Here is a 15059-nt window from a genome sequence, read left to right on the forward strand (position 1 = left end):
CGACTTGTCATGTGAGAAATAAAGGATGGAATGCTCAAAGTCATAGTGAGCCCGATAAATGAATCAAGACAAGGATGAGATCGGTTCATTCCCGATCCTCCTTGTCTTTTTGCGTTATCCTATGGCTCTACCTTCCACTTTACGTTATCTCCCGTAAACTGACGGTCTGCCAATGTAATTTCCCATGACTGGGTCTGACTGGCGTGAAGTCGCTTACCGGATGCTTTGTGATCCATATATTTCCAAGTACCGTCGACATCGGTGAGTTTCCATTTCACGTTGTCGCCGGTGAATTGGCCATCGACGAGGGTCACATTCCAGTTTTGAGCGGTGCTGGCGTGCAGTCGCTTGCCCGTGCCTTTTTGTTCGATGTATACCCAGCCTGAGCCCGCGTCCACGAATTTCCACTGTACGCTGGCATCTTCAGCCTGAGCATCGAGGTTGACTTCGTCAGCCGTCCCCGTTAGGGCATGAAGACGATTATTGCTGCTCTTATGCCGGATAAAAGAATACGCTGATGACTCCCCCGCTGGTTTCATTTTCAACACTGTAAGCGAATGTTTCGGGAATGTATAAGCCAATGTCGTTCCTCCCTGGAAATCCGTAACCTGGGTCGTCTCGATTCGGACATTGTCTGGACTTTGCAGTGTGTTGCGAGAATTGAATTCCGGGCTTGCGAGGGTTGATGCCTGGACGCTGCCGTCAATACCCATGCCGCTGAGGGAAATGACAGCATGGACATCGTCGAGACGATCCGTATTGGCTACCATCAGATGGACGTTTCCTTGATTATCCTTGGAAGAGAGGATGTCAAGCTTCTTCACCGTTGGATTGCCATTCATGGCCGGATTGTTCATTACGTCGGTTTGCAGGATGTTTCTTCCGAAGTTTTTGTTGAACAATTCCATCGTAAGCGCAACCGGAGACAGAACAAAGTCCTGTAGTTGTCCGTTTCCGTCAACATAACGCTGGATCACGGCTTGTTCGCCGACACCGACGGAGTCGCGGGATCCAATCGTATCGATCAGGGTATGCTTGTTGGCGTAAGAAACGTCTAGTTTGGACAAACCCATTAACATTTTGGCAACGTACAGCGCCTGGCCGGTTGAGTTCAAGTAGCCTTTATATTGCGAGGATAAACCCGCAATCCCGTATTCGGTCACAACGACATCCATGTTGTTGTTCATGGATTTCATTTTATTGACCATGTTGTTTACGCCGTTGACTTGGTTTTGTGCGGTAAGCATGATGCCGTCATGATAGGCTTCCATCGAATCCTTGCCGTTATTGGAGCCATAGGCGTGAAAGGCGACTCCGTCATACGCGAAGGAACCCATGGCATTGAAGAAAGCTTGGTCATGCAGGCACGAGTATACTTTTACGTTCGGATCTACCGCCTTCATCGCCGCGACGTAATCCTTGAAACCGTCTTTGATGGCGGTATAGCTGGCTGTAATTTTGGCTCCAATCGGTGGTATGTTTCCGTTGATCCCGTTTCCGAAGGTGATTTGTCCTGTCGAGTCGTCCAGTAGGTAGACATTGGCGGAACCTTGGCCATTCAGGTCGTTGACTTCGTTCCAAAGCACATCTTCAACGTACAAGGACACGGATTGGGCTTTAAGCGGTACGTAACGGATCGTTTTGACCTGATTCGCCGCGCCGTCGCTTAATGCGGCGGAGGCTCTCCAATCCTCGTCCATGACCACGTTTTGCTTCGTAAAGGATACTTCGCCCCCGTTAGCGTATTTCTGCTGGTAAGTACCCTCGCCGCTGCCGGCTGTCCAATATCTTTGGGCTTCCAGATATAACTCGTTGCCAATTTCGAATGCGCCCACATGATAAGGTTCGGGGTGCCCGTTTAGCGCCCGGACGTCGGCCCAGGCGATTCCGCCGTTTGGATTCGTGCCCGCCGCTGCATTGAGATACTCCACCAGATCGGCTGCATCGGCCGCACTTCCATTGCCCACATTGTACATGTAAATAAGGGAGGAGCCGGTTGCCTCGGCTTGACCCGCCGCTTCATCCACCCCGAAATTCACTTCCAGGCCCGGGCTTGAATTCGGCAGGCCATGGATTACCTTTTTTCGTTGCTCCACCGGTCCGATCGTTCGCTTCCAATCGAACAGGTTCGCGGCCGTGCCTGCAGGATAACGAATCGATCCAAAGCCAACCTGCCTGTATAACGCGTCGAAGTTTTGGAATACCTGCTTGGCAGCGGGGTCCCACATGCCGTAACCGTCATTCACGAACCGGTTATTGGCTCCGTAAATTTTCGCATCCGCCGTATGGATAACCTCATTCATTTGAATATTCACGGATACGGGCGGATCAGCGGCTAACACAGCTGTTGGCGCAGTGAGTGGTATGCATAGAATCGAAGCGGCGGTCAAAGCGGCGAGCTTAAAGAATGGTTTAATATGCGTTCACCCTTTTCACTAAATTTGCAAGCGCTTACTTATTTGCATATTAGCATTCGTCTTTCACTGCTGAAAATGTTCATTTGTTGGATGCCGGATGTCGTTATTTCGTCTTGTACGGATTTAAAATTTTATTAATTTGATATCGTCTGCATAGAGTTCACCGACACCCTGCATGCTGATCCGGATTTTAGTAAGTGAGGAGGGGGAGGGTTCCAGACGGGCGTTTTCTGCCACCAGCTTCTTGTTAAAGCTGAGGTTGAACAATTTGAGGTCCAGATCGGCTTCGAGTTCGATCGTATTCCAGGTGTTTTCTGCATATTGGATTCCAGTTCGAGTCCATGTCGATTGATATGTATAGGAAAGGGTGCCCGAGTTGTTCAGACTGACCCTACCTACATAACGGTTGAAGGCATCCAGCAGATGCACGCCGATGGCTGCCTGAACCTGCCCGGGCCTAAGCCTTAATTGAAGCCGAAAGGTCCCCGTGACGGAAGAAAAGCTTCTTTCGGCAAAGGTTACGCTCGTGCCGGTCGTTCGCAAGCACATCGCATTGCCGACCAGATCCGGAGCTTGCAGGACGCTGACGCTTTCCCCGAAAAGGTCAAAATGTTCAGGGGTCTCTTCCAGGTGTTGGTCATCAAAATGTTCAAACATGACGACATAGCCCTCTTTCGGAAAAGGCTTCAGGCGGGCGTTGCTGGGTTCTGCTTGCAGCTGCGATTTTCGGTATTCGGAAGGAGAGTATCGGAAGAAGGATTTGAAAGCTTTGGAGAAGGAATATACATCTTCAAATCCAAGCGATGAAGAGATATCACCCAGCGTGAGCGTGGTATCTTTCAAAAGCGAAGCGGCATGCTGCATTTTGATTTTATTCAAATATTTTTTGGGGCTGATGGATAGGGCTTCGGTAAAGGCGGTGGTGAAATAGGAACGGTTTTTCCCCGCATGATCAGCAGCTTCCTGAACGGTAATTTTGGCAAAATGGACATTGATAAAATCAATGCTTTCCTGAAGCCAATGCCGCTGAAGAGCAAGAGACTCGGTAATTGGAATAGAGGCTCTCAGATGATCGATCAGGTTATAAAAATCACCCATGATGGACATGCCCTTTTCGATCGTGCTTGTCTCCAGCTTGCCGCACATCGTTTGAACGATATCAAGGACGCGGTTATCGATTGAACCGTACAGAAGAGGGCGTGAACGGGATAGTCCGGCATAATTCAATAAGGCTTGGGCTTGAGGACCTTCGAAGGAAATCCAGAACATGCTGAGCGTGTCGCTGCGTTCCGTCTCGTAGGCATGCAGCTGCTGCGGAAAGAGGCAGAACAGGTCCCCCTTGGAGACGGGATAGTCCGTGTCCCCGTATCTCACCGTGCCTGTTCCAGACAGGACGAAATGAAGGCTGTAATACGTCAAAAAACGCGAAGGAACAGCATAATTGGATTTAGCCTGATTCATACCCGCGCGGACAAACCAGAGTCCGCCCTGCTTCTCTAAAAGCGTAGGACTTAACAGCCAATGCTGGACAAATTCATGCTCGTACTCCTTCATCATTGTGACTCCTTTTGCCGCTGATCCACGATCGCTAACAAGCCTGCCATCGCCAATCGTCGGATCTATGCATCGTTTTTAAGAGTATAAAGGATGCTGGATCAGCTATTCAGCTTTATTGCCGATTATCCGAAAATATGACAAAAAGACCCGACGATATAGCCATAAGATCAAAATTAATTTTCTTATAATGAAGGCAAGCGAAGTCGAATGAAACTTAGCGAACTTTGATAAAAGGTGGGTTAAACAATGAATTTGTTCAAAAGGCTAGCGGCTGGAACGGCTGCCCTCAGCCTCGCTGCATCATTGGCAGCATGCGGCGGGGGAAGCAAGGAAGATACCAAAGCATCGACGGCTTCTGGAGGAACCGGGGCGGAAACGAAGAAGCAGGTTGAAATTACATTCGCCAACTGGATTTCCGTCGAAGATGCGACCAAGGAAGCTTACGCAAAGCTGATCGAGGATTTCGAATCGAAACATCCGGGCATCAAGGTGAAATCTTTGGGCATCCCGTTCAACCAGTTCAAGGACCAAGTGCTGGTGAATTCCGCAGGCGGCAATCCGCCGGACGTGACGATGGCGAATCAGAACTTCACGGCTGCCTTCGTCGGAGCAGGCATTTCCGAACCGCTTGAAACGCTGCTTGGCACAGATGTGGTTGACGATATCGTGGAAGGTAGCAAAGCAGGCGTTACATACGACGGCAAAGTCATGGCCATGCCGTGGGCACCGCATCCGAACGCATTGTTCTGGAACAAGACCTTGTTCAAACAAGCGGGACTCGACCCGGAGAAGGCACCGGCTACCTGGGATGAGATGGTTGCCGCAGCGAAGGCGATCGCAGCCCTTGGCAAGAGCGAGAAGGGCAACCCGATCTACGGCATCGGCGAAGGTTCGGCATCCAACTCCTTCAGCGGCAATATGCTGCTGCGGACGACCCTTTCGTTCGGCGGATATTTCGTGGATGACAAAGGCGCTGTCGTTTATGACCAAGGTACGGGCCTGAAGGACGCCCTTTCTTATTATCAGGAAATCATCAACAACAAAATTTCGCCTAAAGGGGCCGATTACAAAGATCTGCGAGGCATGTTCGCCAATGGAACGCTCGGCATGCTGGTTGACGGGGATTTCGGACGAACGAACTTCAGAACGATGAGCGGTAAAGGCGAAGCCTTCGATAAGGAGTGGGGAGTCACCGTCATGCCGGTGGGCAAAAGCGGTCGAAGCGAAACTGTGTTTACCGAGCATCAGCTGCTGATCGCGAAGAACTCGGAGAAGAAAGAAGCGGCAGCCGAATTCGTGAAGTATCTGGTATCCAAGGATGCCATGGTCATCTACCACAAGTTGAACGGTACCATGTCGGCGCGCAAATCCATTGCTTCCCTGCCCGAAATGAATGAGGACGATTATGCCAAGGTATTCAACGAGCAGATGAAGACGGCATCCCCGCTTCCTGCAGCCAATCCGAAGTTCGATAACGCCATGAAGGAATCCTCCGACATGATCGTGCTTGTGACTGACGGCGGCAAAAGCCCGGAAGAAGCGATCACGACTGTGATGCCGAAAATAAAAGAATTGTATAAGTAAATAGAATTGTATAAGTAAAAGGAATTATATAAATAAGCGGAAGGCTAGCATCCCGGCAATCCGTGAAATAGAAGGGAGACAGTGGAGTCTGCTGTCTCCTTTTTTAACTGGGTTGTGGATCGATCCGTACAGACAAAATTGAGACACTGGGTGGTGAAGAAGTGTTCGGATTAAAGCGCCAGCAAAGCAATATTATTTTCGCGATCTTACTGCTGCTGCCAGCGATCATACTGATGGGTCTGACCATCATAAGTCCGCTGATCAGCTCCATATTTTTAAGCTTTACCGATTACACGCTCCTGAATCAGGAGAATAAGTTCAATAACTTTAGGCATTATGCCGATATTCTTGCTTCGCCGGAATTCTATCATTCTTTAAGAATTACGCTGCTTTATGTTGTATGCGCGGTTATTACGGATCTGGTACTGGGCCTATTGATGGCTATGCTTCTGAACAGAAACGTCCGTTTCAGAGCCGTATTCCGCAGCTTGATCATGATTCCGTGGGCTATTCCGACCATTGTAACGGCATTGGTATTCATGTGGATCTACCAGCCGGATTACGGGGTTTTGAATGCCGTCGTGAAAGGCCTGGGATTATCTTCGGAAAATATCAACTGGCTGACCAGCTCCGATTGGGCCTTGTTCTCGATCGTGATCGTTGCCGTATTTCGTCAAACGCCATTGGTTTGCGTCATGCTGCTTGCAGGTTTGCAGAGCATTTCCGTCAGCCTGTACGAAGCGGCCAAAATTGACGGGGCAAGCGGCTGGCGCCTGTTTACCGGCGTGACCCTTCCACTTCTGAAACCGGTGATCACGAGTGTGTCGCTCATCATGGTGGTCAACAACTTTCAAATGTTCACGCTCTTCTTCACCCTGACCGGCGGCGGTCCGGCAGGCTCCACGACTTCGCTTGCCATTTTGACGTATGAAACTGCCTTTTCCCGTTATGACCTGAGCAGAGGCTCCGCGATCGGCGTCATTTGGCTGCTGCTGTTATTCGGCTTTTCGCTAGTCTATACGCGGATCATGAATCGTAATACCGATCATTAGGAGGGTCACCATGAATATCGCACGTCATCTGTTATTCAAAAAGGAAGGGCTTACGTATTTTCTTCTTCTTATCCTGCTGGTCCTATTCCTGTTTCCGGTATACTGGATCGTCGTCACGTCGCTGCAGGCTAACAGTGATCTGATGCAGCTGCCGATCCACTGGTGGCCATCGAAAGTCACCTGGAACAGTTACGCTGAAATTCTCCAATCGAGCGTGTTTTTGACCTTTTACAAAAATACGGCGATCGTTGCGCTCGGCTCAACGATCCTGTGCATTATCGTATCGATCTTCGCCGGATACGCGCTTTCCCGCTTCAAGTTCCGGGGGAGCAACCTGATCACGCTGATTTTTCTGTCGGCACAGATGTTTCCGACCGTGACGCTTGTGATCGGCCTGTACCGTCAATACCAGGCGCTGCATCTGCTCAATACCTTGTTCGTGCTGATTCTGGCTTCGACGACGATGGCTTTGCCGTTCAGCATTATGCTGATGCGTACGTTTTTTAACGGCATCTCCCGGGAGCTGGAGGAAGCTGCCGAAATCGACGGCGCCTCCCGCTTCAGGACGCTGTTCCGCATTATCGTGCCTTTGTCCAAACCGGGCATTATGGCTATTGCGGTATATACGTTTCTGATGTCCTGGGACGACTTTTTGTTCGGTTTGACGCTTGTCAGCGACATGGACAAAAGAACGCTCAGTCCCGGTCTGTCCTTATCCTTTCTAGGGGAACAGGCTTACAACTGGTCGGGTGCCACTGCAGCGGCTGCAGCCGCAACCTTCCCGCTGCTTCTCGTCTTCATGTTCCTGCAGCGCTACATGGTGGAGGGCCTGACGGCAGGCGGAGTCAAGGAATAAAAGAACACGAACGGAGGAAAAGACCATGAATACGAAATCCAAACGACCCAACGTCATTGTGTTTTTTACGGACCAGCAGCGCTGGGATACCTCGGGACTTCACGGAAATCCCATGCGGTTGATGCCGAATTTCGACCGGATGGCGATGCGAGGCACTCACTTCACGCGCTCCTTTACTTGCCAGCCCGTCTGCGGACCTGCGCGTTCATGCCTGCAAACGGGACGTTATGCCACGGATACCGGCTGTTTCGCCAACGGAATTCCTTTGCCGGAGGATGCCAAAACGCTTGCCCATTACTTCCGCGAGGAAGGATATCAGACGGGTTATATCGGCAAATGGCATCTCGCCGAGGAAGAACCAGTGCCAAGCGCAAGCCGCGGGTCGTATGAAGAATGGCTTGCGGCCAACATCCTTGAATTTACTTCGGATGCCTATCACACGGTGCTGTACAATAATGACAATGAACCGGTTTCCCTGCCAGGGTACCGCGTGGATGCCATGACCGACGCGGCGATACGGTACATTGACAACCATAAGGAAGATCCGTTCTTCCTGTTCGTGTCCTACCTGGAGCCACATCACCAGAATCACCTGGACGACTACCCTGCTCCGGACGGATATAGGGAGATGTATACGGGAGGGTGGTTACCGCCTGATCTGGCTGCGCTGGGAGGAACCGCCCACCAGCATATCGGCGGATATTACGGAATGGTCAAGAGGCTTGATGAAGCGTTCGGACGCGTTCTGGATACTCTGAAATCGCTCGATCTTGATGAAAATACGGTTGTTCTGTTCACGTCCGATCACGGCTGTCATTTCAAGACGCGCAACGGGGAATACAAGCGAAGCGGCCACGATGCTTCCATCCGCGTGCCGACTGCAATCACCGGACCCGGCTTCATGGGAGGGCGCCAGGTGCAGGAGCTCGTCAGTTTAATCGACCTGCCGCCGACGCTGCTGGACGCCGCGGGAATCGATATTCCGGATCATATGCAGGGAAAATCCGTTCTCCGCCTTTTGAATGGAACCGAGGCTGACTGGCCGGAAGAGGTGTTCGTCCAGATCAGCGAATCCGAAGTGGGCCGGGCCGTTCGTACGCGGCGCTGGAAATACGGCGTAACGGCCAAAGGGAAGGATGGCTTTACCGTTCCCGGATCGGACTCCTACGAGGAAGCCTATCTTTACGATTTGGAAGCCGACCCGTATGAGCTGACCAACCTCATCGGTCTTTCGTCGCACCGGGAAACGGCCGATATTATGAAGGAACGTCTGCTGCGACGGATGAAGGAGGCCGGGGAGAAGGAGCCTGCTATTGCCGATGCGCCTGTTCTGCCTGGCGGACAGCGCCGGGTGAATAGGAAGGAAGCGCTATCCTAGTCCGCTGACGCTTATGCTACAATAGGTTAAGTTTGCTGCTTCATTTCAAGCACTGTAAGTAATAAAAATTGAACTGAAGTGAAGCCCTGCTTCTTCGGATTACATCCGTAATACAGGTGAAATGCTTTCCCTTTCTTTAGTTCAATTGATATAGAAAGACGGGATGATCCTTGCTCAAGCCATTGCGACTGAAACGAAGCACCATGGGACGGAAAATGTTCATAGCTTTGCTGTGTCTTGCAGTGATTCCGCTGGGATTGTTCGGCTATGTGTCTTTTGCCATTTCCAAGCATACGATTGAGGATCAGGCCTATGCGTCGAACCTGAATACGCTGGGACTGATTTCTGAGAAATTGAACATCATGGCCGCCGACCTGGGGGCGATTTCGAATATTTATTTCTCCAACGACGACCTGCATTCGATACTGCTCCAACCTGCGCTGGGACCTTATGAGGACTGGGCGAAAAAGCAGTTCATGATCAAAACGATCATCAATTTCAAATATTCCAATACATGGCTGGAATACAATACATCCATCTTCGGGTTCAACGGATTCGAGCTGCATACGTTCTATGACGGCTCCAAAATCGGGCTGGATGCATTCAAGCAGGAGCCGTGGTACCGGGAGGTGCTGCAGCAGAAAGGCAAAATCCTGTGGGTGTCCAATCCTTCGCCTATGCTGCTGCCCACGGTTAACAATGAGCCTTACATATCCGCTGTCAGAGTGCTGAAGGATTTCGAAACCGATAAGAACGTGGGTCTGTTGTTTATTAACGTCAATGAAAGCTTTCTGTTCAAACAATACAGTCAGGCGCTTAAGGATTACGAAAACTTCTACCTCGTAGATAACAAAGGCCGGATCATCTCCGCAGCCGACAAGTCCCTGATCGACATGGATATCAGCGGAACCGGCTATTACAAGCAGATCCGCTCCGGCGCGAGCAACCATTTTACCGCGGACGTGGGCGGCCGTAAGACGCTGGTTACGTTCAAGCCTGTCGACCAGACGGGATGGAGCATCGTTGCGTTCACGCCGCTCGACCAGCTGCTCGGCAATATCTACAAAACGCAGCTGCTCAATATCATGGCCTTTTTCCTCGTTCTGCTCGTATCCATTGCGGTGTCTTATTTTATCGCGCGGCGTTTCTCGGTTCCCATCAAAAAGCTCTATACAAGCATGAAAAAGGTGGAAATGGGCGATTTCAGCGAGCGTTCGGAAGTGGAGCGGGAGGATGAGATCGGCGAGCTTTCGCGCAAGTTCAACCGCATGATCGGGAAAATAGAGGAGCTTCGCGACAGCCTGCTTCGGGAGCAGGTCATGAAACGGAACACCGAATTCAAAGCGCTGCAGTCGCAAATCAATACGCACTTTTTATATAACACACTGGCATCGATCCGGTACATGCTCATGACGCAGTCCACGGATAAGGTGGACGACACGATCGTCGCACTCGTGAAGCTGCTCAAGAAGACGCTGTCGGATGAAAGGGAATATATCCCGATCGTGGAAGAGATCGAAAACCTGAAAAATTACGTGCTGATCCAAAAAGCCAGACAGAACGAAAAACTGAGCGTGGAGTTCGAAATTGACGAGAGCATTGGACATTATCTGACCCTCAAGCTGCTGCTGCAGCCTTTGGTGGAGAATGCCGTGTTTCATGGCATTGAGCCCAAAGACGGTCCGGGACGAATCTGGATCAGGGGCCGGCTTTCCGGGGAGATCATCGTATTCGAAGTATCGGATGACGGAGTGGGGTTCCCGGCGATACAGGGCCAAGAGGGAACAGATATAACAGATGAAGTGTTCCATTCCGCCAATGGGACGGGACTCAGCAATATCAAACAACGAATTCAGCTTCATTTTGGCGCGAGCTACGGGATGTCCATTTACAGAAACTCGCTGGGCGGAACGAGCATTTGCCTTTGGCTGCCCCTATTCATGAAAGCGGAGGATCTTAAACAACCATGAACATTCTCATTGTCGACGATGAAATACAAATATGCCGCTGGTTTGAAATGCTGATCCGCAAAACGGGGCTGGAAATCGAAATCGCAGGTATTTGCAGCAATGGACAGGACGCTTTGGAAGCCTGCAGAAACGAAGCCGTGGATATCGTGTTTACGGATATCAAAATGCCCGTCATGGACGGCATTACGCTGATAAAACAACTGAAGAGGGAGTTTCCGTCCATTCGAACCTTGATCCTCAGCGCCTATGGCGAGTTCTCGTTCGCATCGGAAGCTCTGAAATCGGGGGCGAGCGACTATGTTCTTAAGGCAGAGGTGACCGTGGACAGCCTCAGGGAGGTGATCCTCAAAATCCAACGCGATCTGGAAATGGAGCAAAAGCGAAATCATGAGGTGCAGGTGATTAAGAGCAAGCTGAATCAAAATCAATACGAGCTGAGGGCACTTTATTTCAAAAAATTGATGGAGGGGGACGCCGCGGCAGCGGAGCGGCTCGAAGCCGAAAAAGAATTTCTGGGCTTTTCTCTGCACAATAAACATCTCATCCTGCTTGCGATCAGTGTTGACGAATATCCCCAAATCCTCCATACGGGAAAAATACGTACCAGGGAGCTGTTGAATCTTGCCGTCATCAACATCCTGGACGAGACGCTGCAGTATGAGGCAGGGAGCGGATGCAGCTTTCTGGCAGAGGAGAACGTATATGTGGCCGTATTCAATACCCGGCAGAGCGGGAATAAGTCCCTACGGGAATCGACGTATCAATTCGTGCATCGGATTAGCAGCCATCTGTCCGATTACTTGGGATTATCCGTCTCAATCGGAATCAGTCTATCCTACAGCGATATGAGCCGGATGGGAAAACAACTGACGGAGGCCGTCTCGGCGCTTCAGGAGAAAAGATTCTACGGCAAGCGGGTCATTGCCTGGCACGAGGAAATGGCTCAAAGCACACGGGGCAAAGAAGAAGGATTTAATCTATCCGAGTGTACGGCAGCGATAGAACGCAGGGATTACGCAGGAGTCGGCGAGGCGATCCAAAGCGGGCTGAAATCGATCGGGGCCCGGCAGCTGCTGTCTGCCAAGGAAGTCAAATCACAGGCGCTGGGAATGATTTATTTTTTGCAGCATCAGCTGGGACGCGTCGGGATCAATCAGAAGAAGGCCCGATTGGACGCCGGCGCACCACATGAAGAAATCAGAAGGATGGACACGTTTCAGGAAATTAAGGATTGGCTCACCGCCAAAGCCGACAACCTATTGAAAGAATCCGCCGCCTCCATGCAGCCGTACAGCGAGCCCGTCACCAAATCGCTCCAGCTGATCCAAAGCGCTTATGCGGATGATATCTCCCTGTCCCAGATTGCCGAGCAGGTCCATTTGAACAAAACCTATTTAAGCGAGCTCTTCAAAAAGGAAGTCGGAACGAGCTTTAACGACTATTTAACCCAGATTCGCATCGATCGGGCCAAGGAAATGATCCTTGCCGGCAAGCGGATGAGCATCCTTGCCGAACAGGTGGGCTATCCCAATGCAAGTTATTTCACAAAGGTGTTCAAAAAAGTTACCGGCATGACGCCGGGCGAATATAAAAGCTCGGCTGAAAGCGGAAGCTGATCATCGGAAGCGGCGTGCAAATGAGTTCATATTGCACGCCGTTTTTTTGTGCATTCGGGATGTGTCAATCTGGGACGCTAGCCGCCATCCAATGATTTAGTAAAGGGTATCCGCAACCTGAACGAGCTCATCCGGTGTATACAGAGGAACGAACTGTTTGTCTTTAACCTGGTTGGAAATGAGCAGGTATGTGATCCCTTCATGCCTCCAGGTAAGTGCGCTGGACTTTGAATCGCTCTGAATCCATGTCTCTTCTCCGTTTTTAAGCCTGGGACCGGCTTTGCCCTTTGGCGTGGAATCATCTCCGGGATTGCTCTCCACCAGAATCAGCTGGCGCCCCATATCCAGACTGGCGTAGGTAAGCTGAATCATATCGAATGGAGCTTCGATTACGCTTGCGGCAGTACTGGTAGGAGGAAAGGGAAGTTTAATCTGTTTGACCTCGAACGGAAAATCCTCAATGGTTTCTTCGAAGGAGGGGGCCGACGGATCCATATCCCATTTGAGTCCTTTTTCCGTGATGACCATACGGGTATTGTTAACGGGCTTCCCGACATTTGTATACACAGGGTCTTTGGAGCTGCAGCCTGCCAGCAGCAAGTGAATGGAAATGAAGCCGATCGCGATCATGCCAGCGTATTTGGACAAAAAGGACACCTCTTTAATCTAGTTTTGCTTACATGCATTATCTGCTCTGTCATTCGTTGTATACTTTAATAAACGCTTGTCAGATCATAGATGTTATGAGTAATCCTTCCAATATTTGATGAAAACATCCATCCTTTCCGTCAGCTGGGGAGTAAGAAATATTGCGATTTTCAAAAAGGCATAACCTTTTGCGCTCGAGCTTCATCTAATCCTTATGCATTCCAAACCGGTGATGGATCATAGATAAAGGAGACCGTGACGTGTGGATATCAAACAAGAAGTAAAAAAGGCCCGGAAAGGGGATCAAGAAGCATTCATCCGAATCGTGCTTGGCATGAAGGCAAAAATGTACGGTTTGGCTTTTTCAATACTCCGCAGCAACGAAGATTGTGCAGATGCGATTCAGGAGACGATACTCAAGGCATATAAATCGCTGCATACGCTTAGGAAACCCGAATATTTTCAGAGCTGGATTTATCGGATTCTGGTGAACGAGTGCAACCAGCTGCTTCGAAACAAAGCGAGAGTGGTGCCGGTGGCGGATGTGGATCAAATTGCGAAACAAAAGATCGAAAACAGTTACGATGCGTTCGCGATCAGGGAAGCAGTCGAGCAGCTGGATGAGCCCCTTCGCCTGGTCGTGAACCTGTTTTATTTTCAGGATTTATCGATGCGCAGTGTCGGCGAGGTGCTCGGTATCAAGGAAGGCGCCGTGAAGGGGCGCTTATTTCGGGCTCGGCAGCAGCTGATGCATATTCTCGGTGATTCGCCGGAAAGGATGGTTTCTCATGAATCCCAATGACATGGAAACGAAGCTGAAACAGGCCGCTTGGACTTCCGCCGATGAGGTGCCGGAAATCGTGGAGCACAAAATGAACGAAGCATTCAGACAATTGCGAAGCATCCCCATGAAGCGTCGCAGCAAAAAGAATATGGCCTGGGGCATGGCAGCCGCCGCATTTATGCTGGGTCTTGTTATATTGGGTTCTGCCTTTGTTTCTCCGACCATGGCCAATTCCTTGAAAGAGGTACCTATTCTGCAGGAACTGTTCAAGCTTACACATCATCTGGGGCTGCAGACAGCGGAAGAAAAGGGCATGCTGGAAGACATCAACCAAAGCGTTACGAAGAACGGGGTCACCATTCGGATCACAAAGCTGGTCTACTCGGGATCAAGCATCTATTTCGTATTGGAAGAGGATACATCCGATCATCAATTCAATAACCGGGACTTTAGCATGAGCGGGAAGGTCAACGGCGAAGAGGTGGATATGAGGATGTCGCGTGGCCCATTGAAAAATTGGGGTCGAGATGATGCGCCTTCCGCGACGATCGTGACAATTAGCCATGCCGAATACAGCTCCAAGGACGGAACGAGATACAACTTCCCGGACGAATTCACGCTGAACCTCAAAATCGGATTGGTTGGCATGCCGAATGATGTTTTTCTCTTCGATATTCCCGTGAAGAAGAATGAAACCGCGAGTAAAGTGTTTATCTCCGACGATCCGGCTAAAGAATGGGGGAAATACCGAATCGGCCTGGAGAGCATCGAGTTTACGCCCGTCATGACAAGGCTGACTATGCATGAGGATAACGGATTCAGAAAAACAGGCGATGATAATACTAGATTCGGTTACTTGCTCGTGGATCAGGATGGCCATCAGGTGGAGAGCACGGGATCATCTTTTGGCATCAAGATCAAAGGAAAGGATTTTATGGCCATGACCACGGATTTGGAACCTTTCCCCAAAATTCCGACATCCATTACAATCAAGCCATATATCGATGATTTCAAAAACGACAAAAAAACCTTCATACCTGAACTTGAGATGACCTATCCCGTGAAGTAAATCATTGTCGGGTGTGAGCAAAGCTCATTTAACGATGCAGTATGAGGAGAAGCCGCCGTGACGAGCGTTACGAGCGGCTTTATTCGTTCCTTCCATAAAATAACTTTTAAAAAACCTTGTAAGCGCTG

At 50.2% G+C, this 15059-nt stretch carries 11 protein-coding genes; 8 read left to right on the forward strand and 3 right to left on the reverse strand.

The annotated features are described in order from the left end of the window. Window positions 1-119: 119 nt before the first annotated feature. Window positions 120-2315 carry an alpha-L-arabinofuranosidase C-terminal domain-containing protein gene (locus ACTHPM_RS03650; protein ID WP_440421435.1) on the reverse strand — a complete coding sequence of 732 codons (2196 nt, stop codon included), beginning with the start codon at window positions 2313-2315 and terminating at the stop codon, window positions 120-122. A gap of 225 nt (window positions 2316-2540) precedes the next feature. After that, entirely contained in the window at window positions 2541-3971 is a 1431-nt protein-coding gene (locus tag ACTHPM_RS03655; RefSeq protein WP_440393818.1) for an AraC family transcriptional regulator, read from the reverse strand. Between the two features lie 249 nt (window positions 3972-4220). Between ACTHPM_RS03655 and ACTHPM_RS03660 the strand changes: the two genes are divergently transcribed. The 6 genes from ACTHPM_RS03660 (at window position 4221) to ACTHPM_RS03685 (ending at window position 12430) form a co-directional block, all read left to right on the forward strand. Beyond that, window positions 4221-5558 (forward strand): ABC transporter substrate-binding protein, encoded by a 1338-nt coding sequence (locus ACTHPM_RS03660; RefSeq protein ID WP_440393819.1) that lies wholly within the window; start codon window positions 4221-4223, stop codon window positions 5556-5558. A 161-nt stretch (window positions 5559-5719) separates the two neighbouring features. Continuing rightward, entirely contained in the window at window positions 5720-6610 is an 891-nt protein-coding gene (locus ACTHPM_RS03665; RefSeq protein WP_440393820.1) for a carbohydrate ABC transporter permease, read from the forward strand. Between the two features lie 10 nt (window positions 6611-6620). Next, a complete protein-coding gene (locus ACTHPM_RS03670) occupies window positions 6621-7466 on the forward strand; it encodes a carbohydrate ABC transporter permease (RefSeq protein WP_440393821.1) in 846 nt (281 codons plus the stop codon). 25 nt (window positions 7467-7491) lie between these two features. Continuing rightward, window positions 7492-8844, forward strand: a complete 1353-nt coding sequence (locus ACTHPM_RS03675; protein ID WP_440393822.1) for a sulfatase-like hydrolase/transferase — start codon at window positions 7492-7494, stop codon at window positions 8842-8844. A 215-nt stretch (window positions 8845-9059) separates the two neighbouring features. Beyond that, complete coding sequence (locus tag ACTHPM_RS03680; protein ID WP_440393823.1) at window positions 9060-10814, forward strand: sensor histidine kinase; 1755 nt, start codon at window positions 9060-9062, stop codon at window positions 10812-10814. Further along, window positions 10811-12430 (forward strand): response regulator transcription factor, encoded by a 1620-nt coding sequence (locus tag ACTHPM_RS03685; RefSeq protein WP_440393824.1) that lies wholly within the window; start codon window positions 10811-10813, stop codon window positions 12428-12430. Before ACTHPM_RS03680 ends, ACTHPM_RS03685 begins: the two co-directional genes overlap by 4 nt. A gap of 96 nt (window positions 12431-12526) precedes the next feature. On the opposite strand, the gene ACTHPM_RS03690 is transcribed toward ACTHPM_RS03685, so the two are convergent. Then, window positions 12527-13078, reverse strand: coding sequence for a hypothetical protein (locus tag ACTHPM_RS03690; RefSeq protein ID WP_440393825.1), 552 nt, complete (start codon window positions 13076-13078; stop codon window positions 12527-12529). Between the two features lie 262 nt (window positions 13079-13340). Here ACTHPM_RS03690 and ACTHPM_RS03695 point away from each other — a divergent pair, with 262 nt between their 5' ends. Together ACTHPM_RS03695 and ACTHPM_RS03700 are read left to right on the forward strand one after the other, a co-directional pair. Further along, on the forward strand, window positions 13341-13880 hold the full coding sequence (locus tag ACTHPM_RS03695) for a sigma-70 family RNA polymerase sigma factor (RefSeq protein WP_440393826.1): 540 nt from the start codon (window positions 13341-13343) through the stop codon (window positions 13878-13880). Further along, entirely contained in the window at window positions 13867-14931 is a 1065-nt protein-coding gene (locus tag ACTHPM_RS03700) for a DUF4179 domain-containing protein (protein WP_440393827.1), read from the forward strand. The genes ACTHPM_RS03695 and ACTHPM_RS03700 overlap by 14 nt, the downstream gene beginning before the upstream one ends. Window positions 14932-15059: the final 128 nt, after the last annotated feature.

The sequence above is a fragment of the Paenibacillus sp. SAFN-054 genome (assembly GCF_051966755.1).
Taxonomy (GTDB): domain Bacteria; phylum Bacillota; class Bacilli; order Paenibacillales; family Paenibacillaceae; genus Paenibacillus_AQ.

Bases quoted from the DNA above. Each gene is read 5' to 3' on its own strand.
- ACTHPM_RS03700 (WP_440393827.1), top strand. From the start codon at position 13,867: ATGAATCCCAATGACATGGAAACGAAGCTGAAACAGGCCGCTTGGACT.
- ACTHPM_RS03670 (WP_440393821.1), top strand. From the start codon at position 6,621: ATGAATATCGCACGTCATCTGTTATTCAAAAAGGAAGGGCTTACGTAT.
- ACTHPM_RS03685 (WP_440393824.1), top strand. From the start codon at position 10,811: ATGAACATTCTCATTGTCGACGATGAAATACAAATATGCCGCTGGTTT.
- ACTHPM_RS03655 (WP_440393818.1), bottom strand. From the start codon at position 3,971: ATGAAGGAGTACGAGCATGAATTTGTCCAGCATTGGCTGTTAAGTCCT.
- ACTHPM_RS03660 (WP_440393819.1), top strand. From the start codon at position 4,221: ATGAATTTGTTCAAAAGGCTAGCGGCTGGAACGGCTGCCCTCAGCCTC.
- ACTHPM_RS03680 (WP_440393823.1), top strand. From the start codon at position 9,060: ATGTTCATAGCTTTGCTGTGTCTTGCAGTGATTCCGCTGGGATTGTTC.
- ACTHPM_RS03675 (WP_440393822.1), top strand. From the start codon at position 7,492: ATGAATACGAAATCCAAACGACCCAACGTCATTGTGTTTTTTACGGAC.